This is a genomic window from Glutamicibacter creatinolyticus, from assembly GCF_006094275.1.
Taxonomy (GTDB): domain Bacteria; phylum Actinomycetota; class Actinomycetes; order Actinomycetales; family Micrococcaceae; genus Glutamicibacter; species Glutamicibacter creatinolyticus.
Window position 1 is genome coordinate 946,325 of record NZ_CP034412.1, and the last position, 22,225, is coordinate 968,549.

The 22,225-nt window shown below is 64.6% G+C and carries 18 protein-coding genes; 8 read left to right on the forward strand and 10 right to left on the reverse strand.

Going from position 1 to position 22,225, the window contains the following annotated elements:
• Positions 1–96: 96 nt before the first annotated feature.
• The 4 genes from GcLGCM259_RS04360 to GcLGCM259_RS04375 all read left to right on the forward strand — a co-directional run bounded on the left by GcLGCM259_RS04360 (position 97) and on the right by GcLGCM259_RS04375 (position 4,365).
• Positions 97–1,257, forward strand: coding sequence for an ROK family transcriptional regulator (locus GcLGCM259_RS04360; RefSeq protein ID WP_138925886.1), 1,161 nt, complete (start codon positions 97–99; stop codon positions 1,255–1,257).
• A 51-nt stretch (positions 1,258–1,308) separates the two neighbouring features.
• Complete coding sequence (locus GcLGCM259_RS04365) at positions 1,309–2,850, forward strand: M81 family metallopeptidase (protein ID WP_281283956.1); 1,542 nt, start codon at positions 1,309–1,311, stop codon at positions 2,848–2,850.
• Positions 2,851–2,852: 2 nt separating this feature from the next.
• Entirely contained in the window at positions 2,853–3,581 is a 729-nt protein-coding gene (locus GcLGCM259_RS04370) for a copper homeostasis protein CutC (RefSeq protein WP_138925888.1), read from the forward strand.
• Positions 3,582–3,945: 364 nt separating this feature from the next.
• On the forward strand, positions 3,946–4,365 hold the full coding sequence (locus tag GcLGCM259_RS04375) for a DUF4282 domain-containing protein (RefSeq protein ID WP_138925889.1): 420 nt from the start codon (positions 3,946–3,948) through the stop codon (positions 4,363–4,365).
• Positions 4,366–4,464: 99 nt separating this feature from the next.
• Here GcLGCM259_RS04375 and GcLGCM259_RS04380 read toward each other — a convergent pair whose 3' ends face one another.
• Genes GcLGCM259_RS04380 through GcLGCM259_RS04395 form a run of 4 tightly spaced genes read right to left on the reverse strand, consistent with a single transcriptional unit; the run spans position 4,465 to position 8,014 of the window.
• Positions 4,465–4,866, reverse strand: a complete 402-nt coding sequence (locus tag GcLGCM259_RS04380; RefSeq protein ID WP_138925890.1) for a universal stress protein — start codon at positions 4,864–4,866, stop codon at positions 4,465–4,467.
• Complete coding sequence (locus GcLGCM259_RS04385; protein WP_246049768.1) at positions 4,863–6,500, reverse strand: tripartite tricarboxylate transporter permease; 1,638 nt, start codon at positions 6,498–6,500, stop codon at positions 4,863–4,865. The genes GcLGCM259_RS04380 and GcLGCM259_RS04385 overlap by 4 nt, the downstream gene beginning before the upstream one ends.
• Positions 6,501–7,004, reverse strand: coding sequence for a tripartite tricarboxylate transporter TctB family protein (locus GcLGCM259_RS04390; protein ID WP_138173266.1), 504 nt, complete (start codon positions 7,002–7,004; stop codon positions 6,501–6,503). It lies immediately after the preceding gene.
• On the reverse strand, positions 7,001–8,014 hold the full coding sequence (locus GcLGCM259_RS04395) for a Bug family tripartite tricarboxylate transporter substrate binding protein (RefSeq protein ID WP_138925891.1): 1,014 nt from the start codon (positions 8,012–8,014) through the stop codon (positions 7,001–7,003). The genes GcLGCM259_RS04390 and GcLGCM259_RS04395 overlap by 4 nt, the downstream gene beginning before the upstream one ends.
• A gap of 203 nt (positions 8,015–8,217) precedes the next feature.
• Between GcLGCM259_RS04395 and GcLGCM259_RS04400 the strand changes: the two genes are divergently transcribed.
• From GcLGCM259_RS04400 to GcLGCM259_RS04410, 3 genes are all read left to right on the forward strand, one after another.
• A complete protein-coding gene (locus tag GcLGCM259_RS04400; RefSeq protein ID WP_246049770.1) occupies positions 8,218–9,825 on the forward strand; it encodes a sensor histidine kinase in 1,608 nt (535 codons plus the stop codon).
• Between the two features lie 15 nt (positions 9,826–9,840).
• Positions 9,841–10,512: a response regulator gene (locus tag GcLGCM259_RS04405; protein WP_138925892.1), complete on the forward strand. Its 672-nt coding sequence runs from the start codon at positions 9,841–9,843 to the stop codon at positions 10,510–10,512.
• Positions 10,513–10,808: 296 nt separating this feature from the next.
• On the forward strand, positions 10,809–12,494 hold the full coding sequence (locus tag GcLGCM259_RS04410) for a formate--tetrahydrofolate ligase (protein ID WP_138925893.1): 1,686 nt from the start codon (positions 10,809–10,811) through the stop codon (positions 12,492–12,494).
• 71 nt (positions 12,495–12,565) lie between these two features.
• Here GcLGCM259_RS04410 and GcLGCM259_RS04415 read toward each other — a convergent pair whose 3' ends face one another.
• Together GcLGCM259_RS04415 and GcLGCM259_RS15765 are read right to left on the reverse strand one after the other, a co-directional pair.
• Positions 12,566–13,807 carry an McrC family protein gene (locus GcLGCM259_RS04415; protein ID WP_138925894.1) on the reverse strand — a complete coding sequence of 414 codons (1,242 nt, stop codon included), beginning with the start codon at positions 13,805–13,807 and terminating at the stop codon, positions 12,566–12,568.
• Positions 13,804–15,516, reverse strand: coding sequence for an McrB family protein (locus tag GcLGCM259_RS15765; protein ID WP_342773587.1), 1,713 nt, complete (start codon positions 15,514–15,516; stop codon positions 13,804–13,806). Before GcLGCM259_RS15765 ends, GcLGCM259_RS04415 begins: the two co-directional genes overlap by 4 nt.
• Before the next feature lie 447 nt (positions 15,517–15,963).
• Between GcLGCM259_RS15765 and GcLGCM259_RS04425 the strand changes: the two genes are divergently transcribed.
• Positions 15,964–16,266, forward strand: coding sequence for a hypothetical protein (locus tag GcLGCM259_RS04425; RefSeq protein WP_138925895.1), 303 nt, complete (start codon positions 15,964–15,966; stop codon positions 16,264–16,266).
• Between the two features lie 224 nt (positions 16,267–16,490).
• On the opposite strand, the gene GcLGCM259_RS04430 is transcribed toward GcLGCM259_RS04425, so the two are convergent.
• The 4 genes from GcLGCM259_RS04430 to GcLGCM259_RS04445 form a co-directional block, all read right to left on the reverse strand.
• Complete coding sequence (locus tag GcLGCM259_RS04430) at positions 16,491–17,147, reverse strand: cyclodeaminase/cyclohydrolase family protein (RefSeq protein WP_138925896.1); 657 nt, start codon at positions 17,145–17,147, stop codon at positions 16,491–16,493.
• A 111-nt stretch (positions 17,148–17,258) separates the two neighbouring features.
• Positions 17,259–18,278, reverse strand: coding sequence for an NAD-dependent epimerase/dehydratase family protein (locus GcLGCM259_RS04435; RefSeq protein WP_138925897.1), 1,020 nt, complete (start codon positions 18,276–18,278; stop codon positions 17,259–17,261).
• Positions 18,275–20,860: an alpha/beta fold hydrolase gene (locus GcLGCM259_RS04440; RefSeq protein ID WP_138925898.1), complete on the reverse strand. Its 2,586-nt coding sequence runs from the start codon at positions 20,858–20,860 to the stop codon at positions 18,275–18,277. Before GcLGCM259_RS04440 ends, GcLGCM259_RS04435 begins: the two co-directional genes overlap by 4 nt.
• A complete protein-coding gene (locus GcLGCM259_RS04445; RefSeq protein ID WP_175419324.1) occupies positions 20,854–21,879 on the reverse strand; it encodes a 3-oxoacyl-ACP synthase III in 1,026 nt (341 codons plus the stop codon). The genes GcLGCM259_RS04440 and GcLGCM259_RS04445 overlap by 7 nt, the downstream gene beginning before the upstream one ends.
• Between the last annotated feature and the right edge of the window lie 346 nt (positions 21,880–22,225).

Here is a 22,225-nt window from a genome sequence, read left to right on the forward strand (position 1 = left end):
AGGTCACGAGAGCTAAGACTTGCACCTGAATCGAAAAAAGTTTTGCGAATCTTGGTAATAGAAAGCGTCGTATGAGCCCAATGAGAGGATGTGTTCATGGCTTCTGGAAACCTGGCGGCGGACATCATCCATCGCATCGCTGTTGAACCAGTCACCCGCTCGGCCCTGGCCCGCGAGTTTGAACTGGCCCCCTCCACGATCTCGGCAAAAGTCAATGAACTGACCGAGGCCGGGCTCATCGTTGAAGGCGGTGCTGCGCTCTCCCGCGGCGGACGCCCCGGCAAGCTGCTGACCTTGCGTTACCAGTCCGGACGCCTTGGGGTGATCTCCATGGGTTCGCGCCACGCGCGGGTTGGGGTGGCGGACATGTCCCGCAAAATCCTGTCCATCCGCGAGGTGCGGATCGATGTCGGCCAGGGCGTGGATGCCACCTTGGAAACTCTCTGGGCTGCGCTGAGGCAGGTGGCGGCCGAGGATGGCGGACAGCTGCTGGCGGTGGGCCTGTGTCTGCCCGGACCGGTGGATGTGGAGCGAGGCGTCGTCGTCTCGCCCTCGCGCATGCCCGGCTGGCACAACCAGCCGGTGGCCGAGATGGCCCGGCAAAAAATGGGCATACCGGTGAACATGGACAACGATGCGAACCTCGCGGCGCTGGGGGAGTACCTGACCCGGGGTGATGACGCCGCCGCCAACTCGATCACGCTGATCGCCGGATCCGGCATCGGCTCGGGCATCATGGCCAACGGCGAACTCTTCCGCGGCTCCTCCTACGCCGCCGGGGACATCACGCACACCAAGGTCGAGGCCGCCGGGGACCGGTTGTGCTCCTGCGGCAACCGCGGCTGCCTGGAAACCATTGCCTCCGGCGCGGCCATCGTGCGCGACCTGGCCGCGGTGGGCACCCACGTCGATGACATCCACGACGTGATCCAGCTGGTGCGTGACGGGCACCCGGCCGCCAATGGAGTGGTGCGCGAGGCCGGCCGGCAACTCGGGCTCGCGCTGAGCACCGTAGTGAACTTCTTCAATCCCGGGGACGTCTACCTCACCGGCACCCTGTCCAGCGCCAGCGTCTACGTGGCTGCGGTGCGCTCCCAGCTTTATGAACGCTGCCTGCCCATGGCCACCTCCGGGCTGCGCGTGGAAGCGGCAATGGCCGGGGCACACGCCGGGCTGATTGGCGCCGCGGAGATCGCCTTGATCGAGTTGCTGAGCCAGCCCAGCCTCCCCGCAGAATTTTCAGACCCGCCGGCCTAGCCGGTGGGCGGCGCTCAGGCGCCACGACCCTCCATGAAAGGAAACCGTCTCGTGAACCCAACCCCTGCAGCACTGAAAATCGGCTTCGGCGGCATGTCGATTGAAGCCTCGAACTTCTCCCCGCACCGTTCGGGATTCGAGGCCTTCAACTTCACCCGCGATGACGCGCTGATGGGCCGGTACAGTTTCCTGCAGCCTGAGCACGAGAACTATGACGCCGCCCTGGACGCCGCGTTCACCGCCATCCCGCTGGTCCACGCCCGCTCCCTGCCCGGAGGCATGGTTGAGCCCGAAGTCTATGAGACGCTCAAGCGCGATCTGATCGCCATGATCCACGAGCACGGCCCGTTCGATGGTTTCTTCTTTGACATCCATGGCGCCATGACCGTGCTGGGGCGCCAGGACGCGGAGGCGGACCTGGCCCGCGCCGTGCGCAGCGCCCTGGATGAGGAAAGCCAGAAGGCCGGTGCACCGCGCTGCCTGGTTTCGGCCACCATGGACCTGCACGGCAACGTCACCGCCGATCTGGTTGAGCAGTGCGACCTGATCACCTGCTACCGCATGGCTCCGCACGAGGATGAGCAGGAAACGAAGCAGCGCGCCCTGCGCAACCTGGTGGATCGGCTGCAATCCGGTGCCGGGGCACCGCACAAGGCGTTCGTGCGGATCCCGGTGCTGCTGCCCGGGGAGAAGACCTCCACCCGGCTGGAACCGGCCAAGGGCATCTATGCCGCCATCCCGGGCATTGAAGCCCTGGACGGGGTCACCGACGCCTCGATTTGGGTGGGCTACGCCTGGGCCGATGAACCGCGCTGCTACGCCACCGTGGTGGTCACCGGTGATGACGCCGAACTGATCGGGCAGCAGGCCACCGAGCTGGGCAAGCGCTACTGGCAGGCCCGCGCGGACTTCAAGTTCGTGGCCCCGGCCGCCTCCCTGGAGGAATGCCTGGCCGCCGCGCTGGCCGAAGACGCGCCGCGCCCCTACGTGATCTCCGATTCCGGGGACAACCCGACCGCCGGCGGATCCGGGGACGTGACCTGGACGCTGCGCGAACTGCTGGCCGATGAACGGCTCATCGGGCAGGATTCCCCGCGCGTCGTGGTCGCCTCGGTCTTTGATGCCCCGGCCGTGGCCGCGTGCTTCGAGGCCGGACTGGGTGCCGAGATCAGCCTGGAGGCCGGGGCGCGGGTGGACCACGTGCATTCCGGTCCCGCAGAGCTCAGCGGCGTCGTGCACAGCCTCACCGACGGGGATGCCACCAGTGGGCGGGTCGCCGTGGTGCGGGTCGGTGGGGTGCACGCCATCATCACCGAACGGCGCAAGCCCTACCACACCCGTTCCGACTTCGCCGCCGCCGGGCTGCAGGCCACCGACTTTGACCTAGTCGTGGTCAAGATCGGCTACCTGGAACCGGAACTGTTCGACCTGGCTGAAGGATGGATGCTCGCGCTGACCCCCGGCGGCGTGGACCAGGACCTGCTGCGCCTGGGCCACCGAAAGATCGAGCGTCCCATGTTCCCGTTCGACCAGGACATGGAAGACCCGGACCTTGGCGCCCAGCTGTTCGCAGCCCGCCCGCACGGAGCCTAGCCATGCCCGTACTGGAAATCGCGGTCCAGGACGCTGCCGGTGCCCGCATTGCCCGCAGTGAGGGGGCCGAGCGGGTGGAGCTGTGCTCGGCACTGTCCACTGGAGGGCTGACCCCCTCGGTGGGGATCCTGCGCACCACCATCGAGGTGGGCCTGCCGGTTCACGTGCTGATCCGTCCCAGGCCCGGCGGATACGTCTACGATGTCACCGAGGTTGAGGCAATGGTCGCGGACATCGTCTGCAGCATGGAGCTTGGCGCGCAGGGCGTGGTGATCGGAGCACTGGACGGTGCAGAGAGCGCCTTGGACCTGCCGGTGCTCGGCCAGCTGGCCACCGCCGCACGCAGCGTGAACCCGGATGCCGAAATCACCGTGCACCGCTGTGTGGACGTCTTGCTGGAGCGCGGCATCGAACCGCAGCGGATCATCCGGGATCTCGTCGAGCTCGGCGCCACCCGGGTACTGACCTCCGGGGGAGCGACGCGTTCCATCGACGGCGTGGACACGTTGACCCAGCTTCACCAATTGGCAGAAGGGCGCGTGCAGATCCAGGCTGGCGGGGGAGTACGCATTGGCGACATTCCCAGATTGCGCCATTTGGATGGGGTCCACCTCTCCGCCCGGCACAGCGTCAACGGGGGAGCGGCCGGTCCCGGCGGCGGCAGCGGGCACATCGATGCCACCAGCGCTGAGCTGGTGCACCAGGTCCGGGTAGCCCTGGACGCGTCATAAAGTCCTGCCCCAATGTTCCGCACGCGGACCTAGCCTGGGCGCTTGGGCAGCGCTGCTGACCGAAGGAGCGCCAGAGCGCCAGCTCCGCTTCGCGCTGGCGTGCCGTGAACGTTTTCGGCCTGGTTCGTGGCTGTGCAGCCCGGTATTCACCGGTGGGATGGTCTTTCCCTGGTGAATACCGGGTTTTGCGCTTTTCCAAGGAGTCATCCTCGTGGGGGAGCCGTGACCGTGCAGGGGCGCCGCGGCAACGAGGTCTGTCTAACTTGTGTGTATCAAAAACACTCCACGTCATGCTGCTACCTTTTTGTCCACAAGATCGGGTAACGTCTCGTGTGTCACTAGCCCCCAAGAAAGTGAGAGAAACATGAAGGCGCTTTTCGATCTCGACTTCCGCCGCTTCGTCACCCCGACCATCATCAAGATCGTCTACATCCTGATCATGGTGATGCTGGGTATCGGTTACCTCGTGGCCGTGTTCACCAGCTTCCAGGCCAGCACCGGCTTCGGCATCTTCACGCTGTTGATCCTCGGACCGCTCTTCGTCCTGCTCTACCTGGTCCTGGCCCGCGCCAGCCTTGAATCGCTGCTGGCCGCGATTCGCACCGCGGAGAACACCGCGGAACTGGTGCGTCTGGCTGGCGGCCACGCCCCGGGCACTGATCCGCAGTTCCCGGCCGGGCCGCAGTCCCCGGCGGGCCCGTCGGCTCCGACCAACCCGCAGATGCCGAACACGCCCCAGCCCGGAAGCGGACCGGCAGCCCCGACCAACCCGTACCAGCAGTAGGTCCTGGACCTTCAGCCGGAACTGCAACTGCCCTGCGGCAACTGGAGAACCAGTTGCCGCAGGGCAGTTTTGTGTTGGGGCGGTGAATCGGTGCCTTGGCTACCAGGCGTACTCGGCCTTCAGGGAGAGCACCGGGCATTCGGCCTGCAACAGGATCCGCTGCGCGGTGCTTCCCATGATGTACTTGCCCACGGGCGAGCGCTTGCGCATGCCGATGACAATGAGTTCGGCCCGCTGGGCACGGGCCACGCCCAGGATCTTGTCCGCCGGGTCGGAGCCCACCGGCGAGCGCTCGATCCAGAAGTCCACTCCCGACGCGGCGAGGCGTTCTTCCAGCTCATGATGCTGCTTGGCATCAATCAGCCGGTTGTCGATGGGGGTATCACCCTTGGACGCGTTGACGACGGTGAGCCGGCTTTGGGAACGCTCGGCTTCGAGGATGGCCCGCTGCAGTGCCGCCTCTCCTTCCGGGGAAGGGATGTATCCGACCACGATGCTCATGAGTGATCCTTCCTGGTATCTTCCCCATGCGGCCGGCTCTGTTCGGCCACATGGCTTCCGCCCTTCAGGTGCTGGTGGTCCAGGGGCGAGAGCTCATCCTCGGTGAGGTTGCCGCCCCCGGCCAGCCCTTGGGCCAGTTCGGAGGAGCCGCCGCGGGAACGGCGGATTGCCATGAAGATGACCGGCAGGAGCAACAGGATGGCAATGATGATGTAGATCGCCACCGCCACCGGCTCGCTCCACAGCCCGGAAACTTCACCGGCACTGAGCTGGAAGGTTTTGCGCAGTTGTTCCTCGGCCATCGGCCCGATGATGACACCTAGGATCAGCGGCAACACCGGCAGTCCGAAGCGGCGCAGTGCGAAGCCGAGCAGCCCGATGACCAACAGCAGCCACAGGTCCGCGGTCTGCATGTTTACCGAGAACGCGCCCAGCGTGGCGAAGAACAGGATCCCGGCATACAGGTAGGGGCGGGGGATCTGCAGCAGCTTCGCCCAAACCGGGGCCAGCGGCAGGTTGATCAGCACCAACAGGGTGTTGCCGATGAACAGGCTCGCAATCAGCGCCCACACCAGTGCCGGCTCATTTTCAAACAGCAGCGGACCGGGCTGGATGCCCTTCATGACCAGGAAGGCGAGCATGACCGCGGCGGTGGCGTTGGTCGGCAGGCCCAGGGCGAGCATCGGGGTGAGGGTGCCGGCAGCCGAGGCATTGTTCGCCGCCTCCGGGCCCGCCACGCCCTCGATGGCGCCGTGGCCAAACTCCTCGGGGTGCTTGGACAGCTTTTTCTCGGTCACGTAGGACAGGAAGGTTGGCACCTCGGCGCCGCCGGCGGGCAGGGCGCCAAAGGGGAAGCCGTACGCGGTGCCGCGCAGCCACGGCTTCCAGGACCGCTTCCAGTCTTCCTTGCCCATCCACGGGGCGCCGACCGGAATGGTGCGGGTGGGGGTGCGGCGCAGGTGCGCGGCAATCCACAGGGCCTCGCCAATCGCGAAGATCGCGACGGCCACCACCACAATGTCCAACCCGTCCACCAGCGGCGCGAAGCCGAAGGTGAGCCTGCTCTGCCCGGAGACCGGGTCCATGCCCACCAAACCGATGGCCAGGCCGAGGCCCAGGGAGGCAAAACCTCGGATCTTGGAGGAACCCAGGACCGCGGTCACGGTAATCAGTGCCAGCACCATGATCGCGAAGTAGCTGGGGGCGCCCAGGCTCACCGCGAACTTCACCACGAAGGGGGCCACCGTCACCAGCAGGGCGGTGCCGATGGTTCCGGCCACGAAGGAGCCGATGGCTGCGGTGGCCAGCGCCTGGGCGGCACGGCCGGCCTTGGCCATCTTGTGCCCCTCGATGGCGGTGATCACCGTTGCGGATTCACCGGGGGTGTTGAGCAGGATGGAGGTGGTTGAACCGCCGTACATGCCGCCGTAGTAGATGCCGGCGAACATGATCAGCGCACTGGAGGTCTCCATCCCGTAGGTGACCGGCAGCAGCAGCGCCACCGCCATGGCCGGACCGATGCCCGGAAGTACACCGACCGCGGTGCCCAGGATGACCCCGGCGAACGCGAACAGCAGGTTGATGGGGGTCAGGGCGGCGGCGAAGCCGTCCATCAGGAGGCTGAGCGTATCCACCTACAACACCCCCGACAGGATCCCGGCCGGCAGCTTGATGCCCAGACCGAGGTAGAAACCATAGAAGGAACCCAGCGCCATGACCAGGGAGATGACCAGGGTCAGGACATAGCGTCGGGCACCCAGGCACAGAGCCGAACCGAAGAACAGCAGCGTGCCGGAGATGACCCAGCCGGCCCAGTTGATCAGCAGGATGTTCACCACGAACACTCCGATCAGCGGCAGCAGGGTTTTCCAGTCCGAGGGCTGGCTCAGGTCCACGTCTTCGCCTTCCTCGCCCTGGGCGAGGTTGCCGCGCCATACGGTGATGGCCAGCGCCACGGCGGAGAGGACCAGAATCACCGAGACCACGTAGGGCAGGGCCTTGGGCCCGACCACGTCGGCCTGGGAGTACGTCACATGAAGCTGCGACGCGTCAACGAACACCAGGATTCCCACCAAGAGAAGAAACGCGGCGAACAGCAGTTCGACGCGCTTCTTCCTGGTTGTGGCTACTTCGCTCACGCCAGCCCCAGGGCCTTGAGCACGTTGGCCACGCGCTCATCCTGTTCGCTCAGGAAGCTGGAGAAGTCCTCACCGGTCATGAACGCATCGCTCCAGCCGTTGGTCTCCAGTGCTTCCTTCCACTGCTCGGAGTCGTGCATCTTGGTGACGACGCCAATCCACTTCTGCTTGTCGGCGTCCGAGATCTCCGGCGGGGCGACAATGCCGCGCCAGTTGGAGAAGACCAGGTCGATGCCGGACTCCTTGAGTGTCGGGGCATCCACGCCCTCCAGGCGCTCTTCGCCGCTGGTGGCCAGGACGCGCACCGAGCCCTCTTCGATCTGCTGCATGTATTCACCGGCACCGGAGGCGGCGAACGCCAGCTTGTTGCCCAGGATGGCCGGCAGCAGATCCCCGCCGCCGTCGTAGGAAACGAAGTTCACCTTCTTCGGGTCAATGCCCACGGCCTGGGCCAGCTGCATCGGCAGCAGGTGGTCCGGGCCGCCCGGCGAGGAGCCGCCGCCGACCGAAAGCTTGCCCGGATCCTTCTTCCAGGCCTGAACCAAATCGTCGATGGTCTTGTACGGGGAGTCCTTGGAGACCATGATCGCTCCCGGCTCCTCGATGAGCTTGGCAATCGGGGTGGTTTCGGTCAGCTTCGCATCGGATTCGTTGGTGTAGCTGGCGCCCACCACGCCCAGACCCATCAGCATTGACAGGTCCCCGGTGCCCTTTTCATTGACCAGGCGGGCCAGCCCCACGGTGCCCCCGGCACCGGCCAGATTGAAGACCTCGGGGTTCGAAGCAATGTCCGCCTCATCCATGACCTTGGCGGCCACGCGGGCGGTGGTGTCATAACCGCCGCCGGCGGTGTTGGGAACCATGATGCGCAGTCCGGCCACCGGGCCACTGTCCGCCGACTGGCCTTCGGACGAGTTCTCGGAGGTGACACCGCAGCCGGTGGCGGTCAGTGCCAGTGCCGCGGCGGCGGCAACAGTGGCCACCTTGCGCAGGGATCTGAAAGTTCTCATCGGGATCGTGCCTCACTACCTTCATTGTTGGGCGAGTGCTTTAGACACTATGGCCCGCGGTGCCGCGCGTCACGTTTGCGTAAGCAGAGTAGATATTGTTCATTGTGTAACCAAAAAATGTGATCCCGCTCTCGCGTCGCTTCGGTACGCTAAAGGGTGGAGAACGCCGCAACATCAATGGCGGCAAGAGGAGAACGGGACACATGAAAACGGCCCATGCCGCGAGGGGACGAAAGCCCGGTCGGCAACTGACTTTGGCCGGGCAGTACCTGATCATGCAGCTGTTGATCATTGGGGTCGTTCTCACCGGGGTCATCGCCGTATCGGTGAATCAGGCGACCAACAATTTTGAGAAGTCCGAAACCCGCAGAAGCCTGTCCGCGGCTGAATCCCTGGCTTCCAATCCCCTGCTGCGCGCGCTCCTGCCCGATGCGGCCCCGGAGATGGGTTCGGCCCTGCCTGCCATGGCCGAGTCCGCGCGCAGCATTTCGGGCCTGGATTTCGTGGCCATCGCCGACGCTGCGGGCACGATCATCACCTCCAGCTACCCCGATGAAGTCAACTCCTCCATCCTCACCCCGGACAGCACCGTGACCCAGGGCCGCGCATGGCGCGGAGAACGCGTCCATGACGGGAAGCATGAACTGATCGCCCACATCCCGGTGCTGAACGAGGAGGGAAAGCTGATCGGGATCGTGGGGGCCGGGCAAAGCTACCCCAATACCGCCGAGCTGCTCCGGGAGATCGCGCCCAGCGTGCTGTTCACCCTGCTGGTGTGCATCCTGCTCGGAGCCGGAGGCTCAGTCCTGCTGGCCCGAAAGGTCAAGCACCAGACCAGGGGAATGGAACCGCGGGACATCACCAAGCTCTTTGAACATCGCGAGGCGCTGCTGCATGGGGTGAAGGAGGGCGTGATCTCGGTTTCCCCCAACCACCGGATCACCCTGGCCAACGATGTGGCCATTGAACTGCTGCGCCTGCCTGAAGACTGTGTGGGGCGCACATTGGAGGAGCTGAACGTCGCCCCGCAGGTGACCCGTGCCCTTCTCACCCAGCAGGAGGAAGCCGACCGCCAGTTCCTGATCGGGGAGCGGGTTCTGGTCTTCAACCGCATGCCCATCAGCCGCGGGGAACGGGATCTGGGGTCGGTGACCACGTTCCGCGACCGCACGGAGCTAAGCCGCCTGGAACAGGAACTGGGAAACACCAAGGCCACCAGCGACATGTTGCGCGCCCAAACCCATGAGTTCGCGAACCAGCTGCATGCGATTTCCGGACTCATCAAACTCGAAGAATATGGGGAAGTGGAGCGCTTCATTGAAGGGGTCAGCCTCAGCCGCAGCCAGTTGTTCGACAGCGTGTCGACCTCGATTGAGGATCCCACGGTGGCAGCTCTGCTGATCGCCAAGGCCAGCGTCGCCTCGGAACGCGGCATCCAGCTGGAACTGAACGAGGAATCCCGCCTCAGCCGGTGCGAAGAAGCACTGGCCCGCGACCTGACCACGGTGGTTGGCAACTTGACGGATAATGCAATAGAGGCCCTGACCCAGATTCGTGACGCGCACATCCAGATCACCATCAAAGACACGGATTCCCAAATAGCCATCACCGTCGCGGATAACGGCCCCGGAATTGACGACGGGGTCATTGAGGAAATCTTCGCCCAGGGGTTCTCGACCAAGGACCACCACGCAGCGGGAGGGCGCGGTTTTGGCTTGGCGCTGGCCCGCCTGGTCTGCCAGCGCCACGGCGGGCACGTGATGGCCAGGAACGACAACGGTGCGCTCTTCACCGCCACACTCGCAAAGTAAAGGACAGCACGCCAGATGATCAAGGTACTGGTGATCGACGACGATTTCATGGTCGCCAAGGTTCACTCCGGCTTCGTGAACAGCATCGACGGGTTCGCCGTGGTGGGGGTGGCGCATAACGGGGCCGAGGCCGTCAAGGCCGTCGAATCACTGAACCCGGCACTGGTGCTACTGGACATCCACCTGCCGGACATCAATGGGCTGGATCTGCTGCAGCAGCTGCGAACGATCAAACCCGACCTGGACGTACTGGTCATCAGCGCCGCCCGGGAAATGGACACGGTCCGCAGGGCGTTGCGCGGGGGAATCGTGCACTACTTGATGAAGCCATTCTCCCGGGACGATCTCAATGAACGACTTGAGCATTACCGAAGCTCCTACGCGCCCCTGCAAACCTCGGACCAGCAGCTGCAGCAGGAGGACGTCAATCGGCTCTTCGGATTGGGAAAGGGGCAGGAACACCGGCCACTGCCCAAGGGCTGCAGCATCGAAACGCTGGAGCTCGTGGAGAAGATCCTCAAGCAGGCGCCGCAGCCGATCTCAGCCACCGAAACAGCAGAACAACTCGGCATTTCCCGAGTCAGCGCTCGCCGGTACCTGGAGTATTTGGCGGAGGAAGGGCTGGTGCAGGTGAACCTGAAGTACGGGGGAGTGGGCCGCCCGGAACGACGATACGCGTCTGTCTGAAAAGCCGTTGTATCCGGGATGACGCTTCCACCGGTCGGGAGCAGTCGCTGGGGCGGGGATGGGCGCAGGCATGCGCCAAACCGGCTCAGAAGGCCCGGGGATTCAGCGCCAACCACACGCAATCCCCGGTTTGCCCAATCGCGGCCCATGACCCTGCGGTTCTCAGTAGATGAGAATTTGGCGGGGACATCCCACCGCCCGCGACCTCCTCAGTGGTAGCTTGAAGGTGAATCGAGGAAAACCAAGGACCCTGGGGTTCATTTCCCCCGACTAGGGAAGCCAGATAGGGGCACACGATGACTTCCACGCCAGAAACCGACATGAGTGATCTTGCCATTGCCTCGCGAGCGGTGCTCAAGCCAATTTCGCAGATCGCCCGGTCGGCCGGGATCCCGGAGACTGCGGTGGAGCCTTACGGCAGGTACAAGGCCAAGATCGACCCGGCCCTGCTGACTGCTCGCGGTTCCGGCCTGGGAAAGGTGGTCCTGGTCAGCGGCATGTCCCCGACACCCGCGGGGGAAGGGAAATCCACCATGGTGGTGGGCTTGGGCGATGCCTTGGCCGCCGCGGGAACGAAAACCATGATCGCCCTGCGTGAACCCTCCGTGGGCCCGAGTTTCGGCATGAAGGGTGGGGCCACCGGCGGCGGCAAGTCGCAGGTGCTTCCGATGGATGAGATCAACCTGCATTTCACCGGGGATTTCCATGCCATCACCAGCGCGAACAACCTGTTGATGGCACTGATCGACAACCACCTGCACCAGGGAAATTCCCTGGGCATTGATCCGCGTCGCATCACCTTCAAACGCGCCGTGGACATGAACGACCGGGCGCTGCGCAACGTGGTCATCGGCCTTGGCGGACCGGCCGACGGGATGCCGCGGGAAACCGGTTTCGAGATCACCGCTGCTTCCGAGGTCATGGCGGTATTCTGCCTGGCCACCGGGCTGGAGGACTTGCGCGCCCGGCTCGGCCGCATGACCATCGGCTATACCCGCGACAACGCTCCGGTCACCGTGGACGAGCTGGGGGCCGCCGGAGCCATGGCCTTGCTGCTCAAGGAGGCGATCAAACCCAACCTCGTCCAGACCATAGGCGGTACCCCCGCCCTCATCCACGGCGGGCCATTCGCCAACATTGCGCACGGCTGCAACTCGGGGGTCGCCACCAATACCGCGCGCACGCTGGCCGACATCGTGGTGACCGAGGCGGGCTTCGGCACCGACCTGGGCGCCGAGAAGTTCATGGACATCAAGGCCCGCTATGCCGGGTGCGACCCGGACACCGTCGTCATCGTGGCTACCATTCGTGCCCTGAAAATGCACGGGGGAGTGTCCCTGGAGCAGCTGCGTGAAGAAGACGTTGAGGCCGTGCGCGCGGGCCTGACGAACCTCGCCCGGCATGCCTTGAACATTTCGAAGTTCGGTATCCAGCCGGTCATCGGCATCAACCGGTTCACCACGGATACCGAAGCGGAATTGGCCGTAGTCACCGAATGGGCCGCGGCGAACAACATTGAATGCGCCGTAGCCGATGTCTGGGGCCACGGCGGGGCCGGGGCCGGGGAGCTGGCCGCCGCGGTCTTGCGGGCCATTGAACCACCGAACAATTTCTCCCCGTTGTACGAGCTGACGCAACCGGTTGAGGAGAAGATCCTAACCCTGGTGCGCGAGCTCTATGGCGGAGTGGGCATTGAATATTCTGCCAAGGCAAGACGGATGCTCGAGCAGATCCACGCCAACGGCTGGGACGACCTGCCGGTGTGCATGGCCAAGACCCAGTATTCGTTCTCCGATGACCCCACGCTGCTGGGAGCCCCTGAAGGATTCACGTTGCAGGTCCGCGAGATCGTTCCCAAGACGGGTGCCGGTTTCATTGTGGTCATCACCGGGGCGATCACAACCATGCCTGGCCTTCCCAAGGTGCCGGCCGCCATGCACATGGATGTCGATGACCAAGGGCGCGCAGTGGGTTTGTCGTAGCGGGGGACCGGTCCGTCAGCGCCACGGCAGGCAGGTGGCGGGAAGGCGCTTTTGCGGCCACCGGGTGAGGGCTAGGCGGTTGAAATGGCCGCAGCGTGCGGGGCATTTAACGTGCGCATGCAGGTTAGGGCCAGATCGTGAATGCGGGTCAGCACCTGTTGCGGCGCAGAAGACAGATCAAGCGGATACTCGTGAATGCAAACTCCAGAATTGATGATCCGGCGGCTTAAGGGCTCGCCCTTTCCTGCGTACACCAGCCAGATATGGCCCAGCCCCAGCGCCGTGGCGTAGGCCAGCATTTGGTAGTAATCGGCGTTGGCGTGTTGTCCGGAGCTGGACTCGGCTTTGTATTTCGCATCCAACGCCAGAACCGGTGCGCGATCGCGCATCAGAACGATGTCGGGACGGATATCGACGCGGGAGGCGCCGTCCATGCGCGGCGCATCCAGCTTGTATCCGACCTGCGTCTGGGGTGCAACGTCAAACTGCGTGAGCGCTTGGGCCAAGGCAATGGAGATGAAGTCTTCGAAGACCTTGGCCATGTTGACCACGAATGCGGCAACCCGCAATCTCCCGTGACGAGCCTCGGCGACCAGATTCTCCAACACTAGTTCTGCAATTCGCAGGGCGGGAATATAGCGACTGTTTCGTCGGGTAGGCTGCCAGGCGGGTCGGCCAACCCCGGCGGCCAACGGTGACACTTCAGCAAGTCGCGACGCAACGCGTTCCAACCTTTGCCGCACGTCTGCTCCTAAGCCGGGAAGCAGCAGCAGCCGGTAGGTGGCGGCTTTGAGGATGCGGTTTTCGGGAATATCCGTAGTGAACTCGTCGTACGTAACTTCCAGCGGGAACATCATTCCCGGATGCCGCGCCAGCTGATCGGACATCCGTATGCGCCCGCGGAGGGTGCGTTCTGAATCATCGACAGACCGGTACCCGTGCAGCACCCCCTGGGCGATGGCTTGTTCGCTCAATCGAGCGAACGTTTCACCCATGGCTGGCCACAGATCATTGGTCGAGGAAGCCTCGACGTTCTCCGGACGAAATCCGGGATCCTTGGCATAGCTGAGCAGGAAGAGCAGCTGGGAGACTCCGACTCGTTCCTTGGGACGCACTTCAACCAGCAGCTCACCGAACTGCACGGCGCCCACATAGCCGTTGGGCAGCATCATCCACCGGTTTGCCGGGGCGGGAACGACGGTGACGAGCTTCGTTTGCTGCAGGGCCTGCCGCGTGATGTCATCCAGGTTGAGGTGCTCGGAACTTGTAGCCAATTCATCCAGAACGACGTGTTTGAGTTGTGGCTCGTTCATCGCACCTCGTCCGATTCCTCTTCATAGTCGGAGCGGGTGGTGCCGGTCTCGAACAACCGCAAATCCAGGTTCGAAGAGATCGCGTCAAAGCCGAATCTGTTGTGCACCTCGGTCCGGTTCAGGAATCCATAGTGGTATTCCTCGAGCAGCGGCAGGAGCTCGTATTTCCAGATTCTTCGCAGCCCCTGGACCGTTGCTGCCTCATCGCGCATGAAGTAGGAGGGCCCGATGGCCAGGTCGCGTTGGTCGGAATCAAGTTCGTCGTTCAGGGCGGTCAGCATTTGGAACGCCAGGGTCGAGCGCTGTTTGGCGGTCAGGAAGCGGGGCAGCACGTTCCCGATCAGATGCCCCTGGGGATGAAGCTCGACGAAGGCGAAGCGCCGTCTAATGGCCGCATCGACCATGGCGATCGATCGGTCAGAAGAATTCATGGTTCCGATGATGAACAGGTTGGGCGGAAGCTGGAACTCTTCTTCCGGGCTGTACTGAAGCCGAATCTTGTCATCCCGATACTCCAGGAGAAAGTAAAGCTCGCCAAAGACCTTGGCCAAGTTGCCCCGGTTCATCTCGTCGATCAGCAGGAAGTAGGGCTTGTTGCGGTTCTCCTCCCGGCTTGCCAGCGCGGCCAGGCGTCGCAACGGTCCCTGATGGAGGGAAAACCCGACTTGTCCCTCTGTTGTTCCCGCCGGCCGGAAGCCTTCGAAGAAATCCTCATAGGAGTAGGAGGGGTGGAACTGGACGATTTGGACACTGTCCGGCTGTTGGGAATTAGACAGGAAGCGGGCCAGGTGTTTTCCGATATAGGTTTTGCCGGTACCTGGAGGCCCGTAGAACACGATCTGTCTGCGTGCCTGCAAGAGGTCAATAATCTCCTGGAGGTCTTCACGATCAAGATACAGTTCGTTGGCCAACTCCTCACTGGCGGGTTTCAACCTCAGGAGGGCCTCGGCGATGAGGGGTGCCGGTGTTTGGTTCAAGGAAGTTGCGGCTTCCTTGGATGCATCGAAATCGTGCATGGCAGGTGCCGGAGTGCTCGGTTCCGCGTCTCCGCGCCATTGCCTGAATTCTGTGGCTTCGTCGCTTGACCAGGATGAGTCAGGATCGGTGCTCAACAATGTCCACATGAGGCCTTGTGCGTCCAGCCGGTCGCGAATCGGCAGACCGGCACCCTGGGCCTGGGCACACAGGTCATCAAGCACTTTGAGGAACTGTGTATAGCGTTCACTGGCGGGTGCCTTCGCAGGCAAGGGCTTGAGCCCGAGCAGGCGCAGGAACTGTGCCGATTTTCGAGCCCTGAAGGGCGGGTACTTGGCTGGTGAGATGCTCATCAGGAGCAGTGAACCGAATGCTATTGCGCCTCCGGCCGACAACCGTTCCTTGTTCAGGGCGCGCAACGAATTCTCCAGCTCGTCGAGCTTGCTCACCGAGGCAGGTTCGGCCCAAAACCGCAGGACGGCCGAACGCACGGCATCGGACTGCTCTTGGTACTCCTTGATAAGTGCCATCATGAAGTACTGATTCAGCAGGTTGGTTCTGGCGACGGCCCTGCGCAAGTTATCGAACCATGCCTCATCCCCTGCCAACAGTTGGGTGCGGGCCTCCTGCGCGTTTTCGGCGAAAGCGACCTTGTAATCGCGTTCCTCTGCTGCCTGATCGATCTGGATGATCAGTTTCCCTGAAAAGCGGACAACCTTCTCCCATGGGGCCACGGAACATCTCCTTTGAGTCCAGTCAGGCGCGGGCATCTGCGTTTGGTCATCATCATAGTGATGATGTTCGGGGCAGTCGCGGTATCGCACGGGGCAGATTCGCACAGAGCTGCCGCCGGAGCATTCGTGTACAGGCCGCGTCTGATCCGCTGCTCCGAGCCATTTACCACGAGGACTGGCCGTTCCAAGGCTGCATATCGCAGAAGGAAGGAGCAACGCGTAGAGCCCGGCAGCGCCACGAGGGGCTGCGCCGCGCACCGCCGTATTTTCGTTTCGGGTACATCTAGACGATATGAGGTGTAGGGCTTGGTAGGTCTGGTATGGGCTGGAACCTCCGCTTCATAATGATTGAACGCTCTACGGCGTAGCGTGGATCACCAACATGATCACCACGAACCCGTGGATTTCCTCGGGTCTGTGGCGCCACTGTTGTGTTGGTGCCGACAGATGAACGAGGAGGTTCCAGCTACGTACCAGCGTACTTTCATCGGCATGGACGTGCGTGCCCGCAGCGTGAAAATCTGTGCCATCACCCCGGAGACCGGAGAAGTGCAACGCGCAGCCTTGGCCATGGACGCAGCCGCTGTCCGCCAATGGATCCTGACCCATGGTGGTGAGATCTCCACCCTCCGGGCTACCTACGAGGCCGGACCGACAGGGTATGGCCTGGCCCGCACCTTGATTGCGGCCGCAATCCAGTGCGTCGTCGCGGCCCCGTCCCGGTTGATCCGGCCTTCCGGGCACCGGTGATTTGCGACGTTCGTCGCTAGACCAGCGGCTCGGCTTCCCGCCGAAAAGTCGTCATGCGGTAACCAACCCGCGGATATCAGATTCGACCACGTCGTCGCTGAATAACAGCACGAATCATGAACCGGCCTGAAGGTCGGGGCTCCCGGGGAACGGCAAGGCGACCACGCGTCCATTTGGATGCGGGGTCGCCTTGTTCTGCCTATCTTGACAAAGTCAGCAACATATCAGGTGCTGGTTGGGGCCGCGCGCCGGTCAATCCCGGAGGCGATCGTATCCAGGCGTTCGATAGCCGCTTCAAATTCACGCAGTGCAGCGAAGAGGTCCTGGTGCTGCCGGCGCAGTTCGGCCATCGATGAATCGTCGGTTGTCGAGCTGGCCAGGTCGAAGCTGACATTAGTACGGGCGCCAGCAAGCGTGGCGCGCAATGAGCCCAAAGCGACCACCACATCGGAAATCAGCGCCTGGTTGCCGTTCAGGGCCAGCCATTCAAGGTCGTCAATGGCCATAACGGCGTGCTTGCCCAGCGTCGCCGAGGCCCGGGCAGCGTTGATGCTGGCTTTCTTGATCGCGGTCTCACGTTCCCTTCCAGGCTCCAGGTGGAACGCGGCGCCGAAGGCCTTGGACGCGGAGGCGTCTTCGTCCGCCAGGCGCAGCGCCGTCTGCCGCAACTCCAAGGCACGGCGTCGAAGGCTCTGCACGTGGGCGGCCTGCGGTTCCTGCGCATCCGTGTAACCGGCAACCATGGAGATCAGGGAGGCGGCAATGGCCAGCATCAATCCGGCACCGGCGCCGCCACCGGGCGAACCGGTGGACTGGGCCAGTGCCGCCGTCCACTGTTCGACGGTTGAGTCCTGGGTGGTGACTGCTTCGGGCTTGTCCATGGCATCAAGTCTCTACTACCTGGGGCCGCAGGCCGCACCGAATGTAAGGAAGCTGAGAATCAATTGCGGCCTGCCCCGGCTCCTGTGCTGTGGGGCTACAAGATCGCGTTGCTAGCCAACCGGCGAGCCACTGTAGTGGGCACGGAGGCGCTCAATTCCCTCATCGATGCTGACTTCCGGCTTCCAGTCCAGGATTTCGTGCGTTTGACGTTGATCGAACCAGTGGGCGGTGGACAGCTGCTCGGCCAGGAATCGGGTCATTGGAGGTTCGTCGGTCACCAGGTTGCGGCGGCCGGCGGCCAGCCACGCTTTTTCAATCACCGATCCCGCGCCGCGGGCCAACCAGCCGGGCACGTTCAGTTTGGGGGCCGGTGCGCCGCCGGCCTGGCAGATTCCCGCCATGAGTTCTCCAACCGGACGTGGTTCCCCGTTGGTTACCACCAGGGCACGGCCGTGGGCATGATCCATGCGTTCCAGCCCTCGCACGATCGCGGCGGCGGCGTTGTCGATGTAGGTGGTATCAATCAGTGCGGCACCCTGGTCCAGCAGGGGCAGCCGGCCCGCCTTGGCGCGCTGGATGACACGTTCGACCAACTGTGTGTCACCCGGGCCCCAGACAACGTGCGGCCGGATGGCCGTCACCCGGAATTCGGGCTGGTCCTCCGACAGGGCGATCAGTTCCGCGGCCGCCTTGGAGCGGGCGTAGAACCCGCGGGCGCGTTCCGGGTCGGCGGTGCCCGCCGACTCCCCGGCCAGGGCTGCGCCGAAGTGCGCTACCGAGGGGGAGGAGACGAAGACGAAATCCGAAACCCCGGATTCCTGGGCGGCCTGCAACAGGTTCCTGGTGCCGACGATGTTCGTGGAGACGAACTCGTCCCAGTCCCCGGTGAAGGAGACCTTTGCCGCCAGGTGAATGACCGCGTCCATGCCCTTGGCGGCACGATTGACCGCTCCCTGGTCCGTCAGCGATCCCAGGACTTCATCCGTGGCGCCGTTCGAGGCACGCCGCTGGAACGTGCGAACATGGTGCCCCTTGGTGCGCAACAATTCGGCGACGGCTCCGCCGAGCAGGCCGCTGGCGCCGGTGACCAGCACCCGGCGCGGTGTTGCTGGGGAATCAGGGGTGCTCATGGTTTGCGGATCCTTCCTCCGGCCAGGGTCTTTTCGGCCCAGGCTGCCAGGGCGGCACGATCAATCTTGGAGTTGTGCCGGATGTCGGTGGGAAGATCCGGGACCACGAGCACCGCCGCCACCTCGACACCGGCGGCGGACACCGCCTCCCGGACCTCGTTGGCCGGGGCCGTGGACGCCGGGCCGGGCCGTTTGGCCGGCGGATTGGTTTCCATGACGACCACGGCCACCTGGGTGCCGGCCGGTCCGACACCGACCAGAGCGGCGCGTCCGGCGCCGGGCACCGACTCCGCCGCCTGCTCCGCGGCGACCGGGGTCAACGGCCCGCGGGCGGTGCGCACGACGTGGCCCAGGCGGCCTTCGACCCACAGGCGTCCCTCGGCATCCAGGTGGCCAACGTCCCCGGTCCGGTGCCATCCGGGGATGGAGACGCTTTGCTGCTCAGTGATCCAAAGCCGGTCGTAGCGGTCCTTGACGTGGGGAGCCCGAACCAGGATCTCCCCGGTGAGCTCCGGGGTCGTGGTGGGCTCATCCGCCGCGTTCCCGGAGGCGTCCAGGGCGGCGATCGCGATCTGCGCCCCGGCGACGGGGGTGCCGACACAGACGCCATTGCCGTTGCCGGCCGCCCGGATCTCGTCCAGGTCAATGTCCGTCACCGGCAGGGCCTCGGTCATCCCATAGGGGGTGTGCACCCCGGCGTGGGGCACCAGCTGTTGGACCTTGGCCAGCAGGGGTTCGGGCACCGGGGCCCCGGCCGAGAGCATCAGGGTGACCTGCTCCAGGACCTGGCGTTGCCCGGCATCCAGGCGCCCGCTGGTGGCCACCACGTTGGCCAGGGCGGCCGGGGAAGCGAACACCGTGCTTGCGTTGATCGCCGCGGCGGCATCGGCCAGTGCGGCGGCGGTGAGCGTGCGCGGGGCGGTGACATCCATGTCCGGGGTGACCGAGGTGGCACCCAGCGCCGGGCCGAGCAGCGCGAAGGGCGCAAACCCGGCCACCAGCGCGGAGCCGGCCTTCAGGTCGTAGGTTTCGGCCAGGGTGTCGCGCATGGCGGCCAGCTGCCGGTGCGTGTAGACCACGCCCTTGGCCGGGCCGGTCGAGCCGGAGGTGAAGAGCACCGCGGCGTCCGCGTCCGGATCAGCGGCCGTGAAATCGTCGGCGGTGGGATTGGCGGCCGCGCCGGTGAGCAGCAGCTCTGGCACCGTGTGCGCCACGCCCAGCAGCTTGAGCTTTGCCGCCGGCAGGTCATCCACGGCCACCTTGGTCCCAGGCCAGCCCAGCACCCGGGCCCCGGTCAGGGCGCGTTCAATGCCGATCAGGTAGTCCGGCCCGGCGCCGCGGATGGCCCGGCCCAGCCCCTTGGTTCCCAAACCGGCATCGGCGACCACGATCACCGCGCCCAGCCGCAGGCAGGCGTAGATCAGGGAGGTCAGTTCGATGCCCGGGGGCACCAGCAGGTTGACCCGGCTGCCCGAGCGGACCCCGATGCTGGCCAGCCCGGCGGCCAGGGTATTCACCCGGTGGCCCAGGTCCGACCAGGACAGGGTGCGTGGTGGGCTGACGTCCACCACCGCCGCGGTGTTGTCCTGGGTGCGGGCATCCAGTTCGGCCAGCATGGGCCGGTAGCCGTTCAGCGGTTCGGCACGCCCCGCAGGCCCGTCCTGCTTGTCCAGCCAGTCGAAGATGGGGGTGGCGATGTCGCGGTCCTCGGGCAGCAGGTGTCCCGCGCCTTCGAAGCGGTGCACCTGCGTGTGGGGGAGCCGGGACAACAAGTCCCGCAGGTAGCGGTCGGAGAATACCGGGTCCTTGGGCCCCCACAGCAGCAGGGCCGGAACCGAGAGCGTGCGAAGGGATTCGGCAATGGACTCCAGGGTGGAGCGGCTGGGGTGGTCCGGGGCGAAGGGGATGTCGGCAACGAAGTTCGCCACCCCATCGCGCCGCTCGGCGCTGGTGTACGGTGCCATGAACGCCTCACGGGTACCGGGATCCAGTTTGGGGTGGGCCAGCGAATGGGTTACCCGCAGGAATGCGTCGGTGCTCTTGGTTCCCCAGCCGTGCACGGCCGGGTGGGAGGCAAGGCGCAGCGCGGCAGGCATCTGGAACCCCGCAGGGTGCACCGCGGTGTTGGTCAACACCACCCCGGCCAGCTGCTGCTGGTGGTCCAAGGCCCAGCCCAGGGAAATGATGCCGCCCCAGTCGTGCCCCACCGTGATGACCGGGCCGTCCAAGCCCAGGGCAGCGGTCAGATCCCCGAGGTCGTTGACCCGGTCGGCCAACCGACGCAGGACCCCGGTGCGCGGGGAGAAGCCCATGTCCAGCTGGTCCACTGCGACCACCCGCCAGGGCAGGGCATGGGCCGAGACGTGGTTCAGCAGCTCGCGCCACAGGTAGGACCAGGTGGGGTTGCCGTGCACGCACAGCAAGGTGCCCACGGGGCTGATTCCGCGTTCTTCCAGTTCGCCATGGTTGTCCAGCAGGTGCCACCGGTGGGTGGTGCCGGCCGGATCCACCGCGGAGGTGGAGGGCACTTCGAGATAGCCCGAGTACCGTGCAGCGACACCGGGAAAAATCTCAGTTACCAAGCCAGCTCCATCATGGTGGTGTTCAGTCCCGAGCCCACGCCCATGCACAGCACGCGGTCGCCGGGCTTGAGGGTTTCGGCTTCCTGCGACAGGGTCATCGGCAGCGAGGCCGGGCCGACATTGCCCCACTTGGGGAAGGTGACCGGCACCCGGTCACGGATCAGGCCCACCGCCTTGATGATGGCGTTGGTGTAGGACTTGGAGACCTGGTGGGTGACGTAACGGTCCATTGAACGCCAATCCCAGCCGGACTGATGCGCCTCTTGCCAGGCGTTGACCACCAGGTCCAGCCCGTTATCCAGCAGCCCCTTGGTGTCGGTGTACATGCCGGCCGGCCCGCCGACGCACAATTCGTGGTGCTGGGTGCCGGCCCGGGAGACCCCGCCCACGATTCGGTGGCCACCGGGGTGTTCGTCGGCGGGGCCCACCACTGCGGCGGCGGCCCCCGACCCCAGGGTGAGGGTGGCGAATTCGCGCAGGTAGTCTTCGCGGGTGGAGTTTTCCGCATTCAGCCGCTGGAACGTGGTTTCCTGGGTGGGCTGGGCGTCTTCCCCGGCCACGATCAGCGCGTACTTGATCTGTCCGGAGTCGATCATGTTCGCCGCCAGGGACATGCCGTTGACGAACCCGAGGCAGGCGTTGGCCACGTCGAAGTTCATCGCCGAGGAGGGCAGCCCCAGGTCGTGGTGGATCTTGGAGGCCACCGAGGGTTCCAGGTTGCGCCGGGTCACCGACGTGTTGATCAGCAGGCCGATTTGCCCCGGCTCGATGCCGGCTTCGGCCATGGCCTTGCCGCCGGCTTCCACCGCGGCGTCGTCAAAACCGGTGCCCTCGGACCACCAGCGGCGTTCCTTCACCCCGGAGGCGCGTTCGAGCAGTTTCTTGGACAGTCGCAAACGTTTCAGGCTGGGGGCCAGTCGCTCGTCGAATTCGGCGGAGCTGAGCACCACCGGTGCCTGCACCCTATTGACGGCCAAAAGGGCCACGTTGTGATGCCTAAACGTTGCGTTGCCGTTCAATATCAAGCCTTCGTGTCGTGCCGACGCGGACCCTTTGGGGCCCGCACCGAAAAATGGTCGCCGGTTCCGCAGGGTCGCCGACGGAGAATAGTCTGTTCTTACCGTATTCCTTCCTGTGGGCCAGCGCATAAGCGAAAGCGAAGTTTTCAGCGAATAGCAGGAAAAATCTGGATCATTCATAGGTTTCTGTGTGACTCACCCGCCTTTCGGCCAGTACTGCTACACGCCCATGCAGTGGGTGCATGGGCGTGGCCCCGCCACGGTTTTGGGCACCAGCCTGATGGGGGACTGGCAGAAGCGCCCGGCAATCACCTGGGCAGTGGTAGTCTCCGTCGTACTATCGGAG

Bases quoted from the DNA above. Each gene is read 5' to 3' on its own strand.
- GcLGCM259_RS04360 (WP_138925886.1), top strand. From the start codon at position 97: ATGGCTTCTGGAAACCTGGCGGCGGACATCATCCATCGCATCGCTGTT.
- GcLGCM259_RS04370 (WP_138925888.1), top strand. From the start codon at position 2,853: ATGCCCGTACTGGAAATCGCGGTCCAGGACGCTGCCGGTGCCCGCATT.
- GcLGCM259_RS04375 (WP_138925889.1), top strand. From the start codon at position 3,946: ATGAAGGCGCTTTTCGATCTCGACTTCCGCCGCTTCGTCACCCCGACC.
- GcLGCM259_RS04380 (WP_138925890.1), bottom strand. From the start codon at position 4,866: ATGAGCATCGTGGTCGGATACATCCCTTCCCCGGAAGGAGAGGCGGCA.
- GcLGCM259_RS04395 (WP_138925891.1), bottom strand. From the start codon at position 8,014: ATGAGAACTTTCAGATCCCTGCGCAAGGTGGCCACTGTTGCCGCCGCC.
- GcLGCM259_RS04400 (WP_246049770.1), top strand. From the start codon at position 8,218: ATGAAAACGGCCCATGCCGCGAGGGGACGAAAGCCCGGTCGGCAACTG.
- GcLGCM259_RS04405 (WP_138925892.1), top strand. From the start codon at position 9,841: ATGATCAAGGTACTGGTGATCGACGACGATTTCATGGTCGCCAAGGTT.
- GcLGCM259_RS04410 (WP_138925893.1), top strand. From the start codon at position 10,809: ATGACTTCCACGCCAGAAACCGACATGAGTGATCTTGCCATTGCCTCG.
- GcLGCM259_RS04415 (WP_138925894.1), bottom strand. From the start codon at position 13,807: ATGAACGAGCCACAACTCAAACACGTCGTTCTGGATGAATTGGCTACA.
- GcLGCM259_RS04425 (WP_138925895.1), top strand. From the start codon at position 15,964: ATGAACGAGGAGGTTCCAGCTACGTACCAGCGTACTTTCATCGGCATG.
- GcLGCM259_RS04430 (WP_138925896.1), bottom strand. From the start codon at position 17,147: ATGGACAAGCCCGAAGCAGTCACCACCCAGGACTCAACCGTCGAACAG.
- GcLGCM259_RS04435 (WP_138925897.1), bottom strand. From the start codon at position 18,278: ATGAGCACCCCTGATTCCCCAGCAACACCGCGCCGGGTGCTGGTCACC.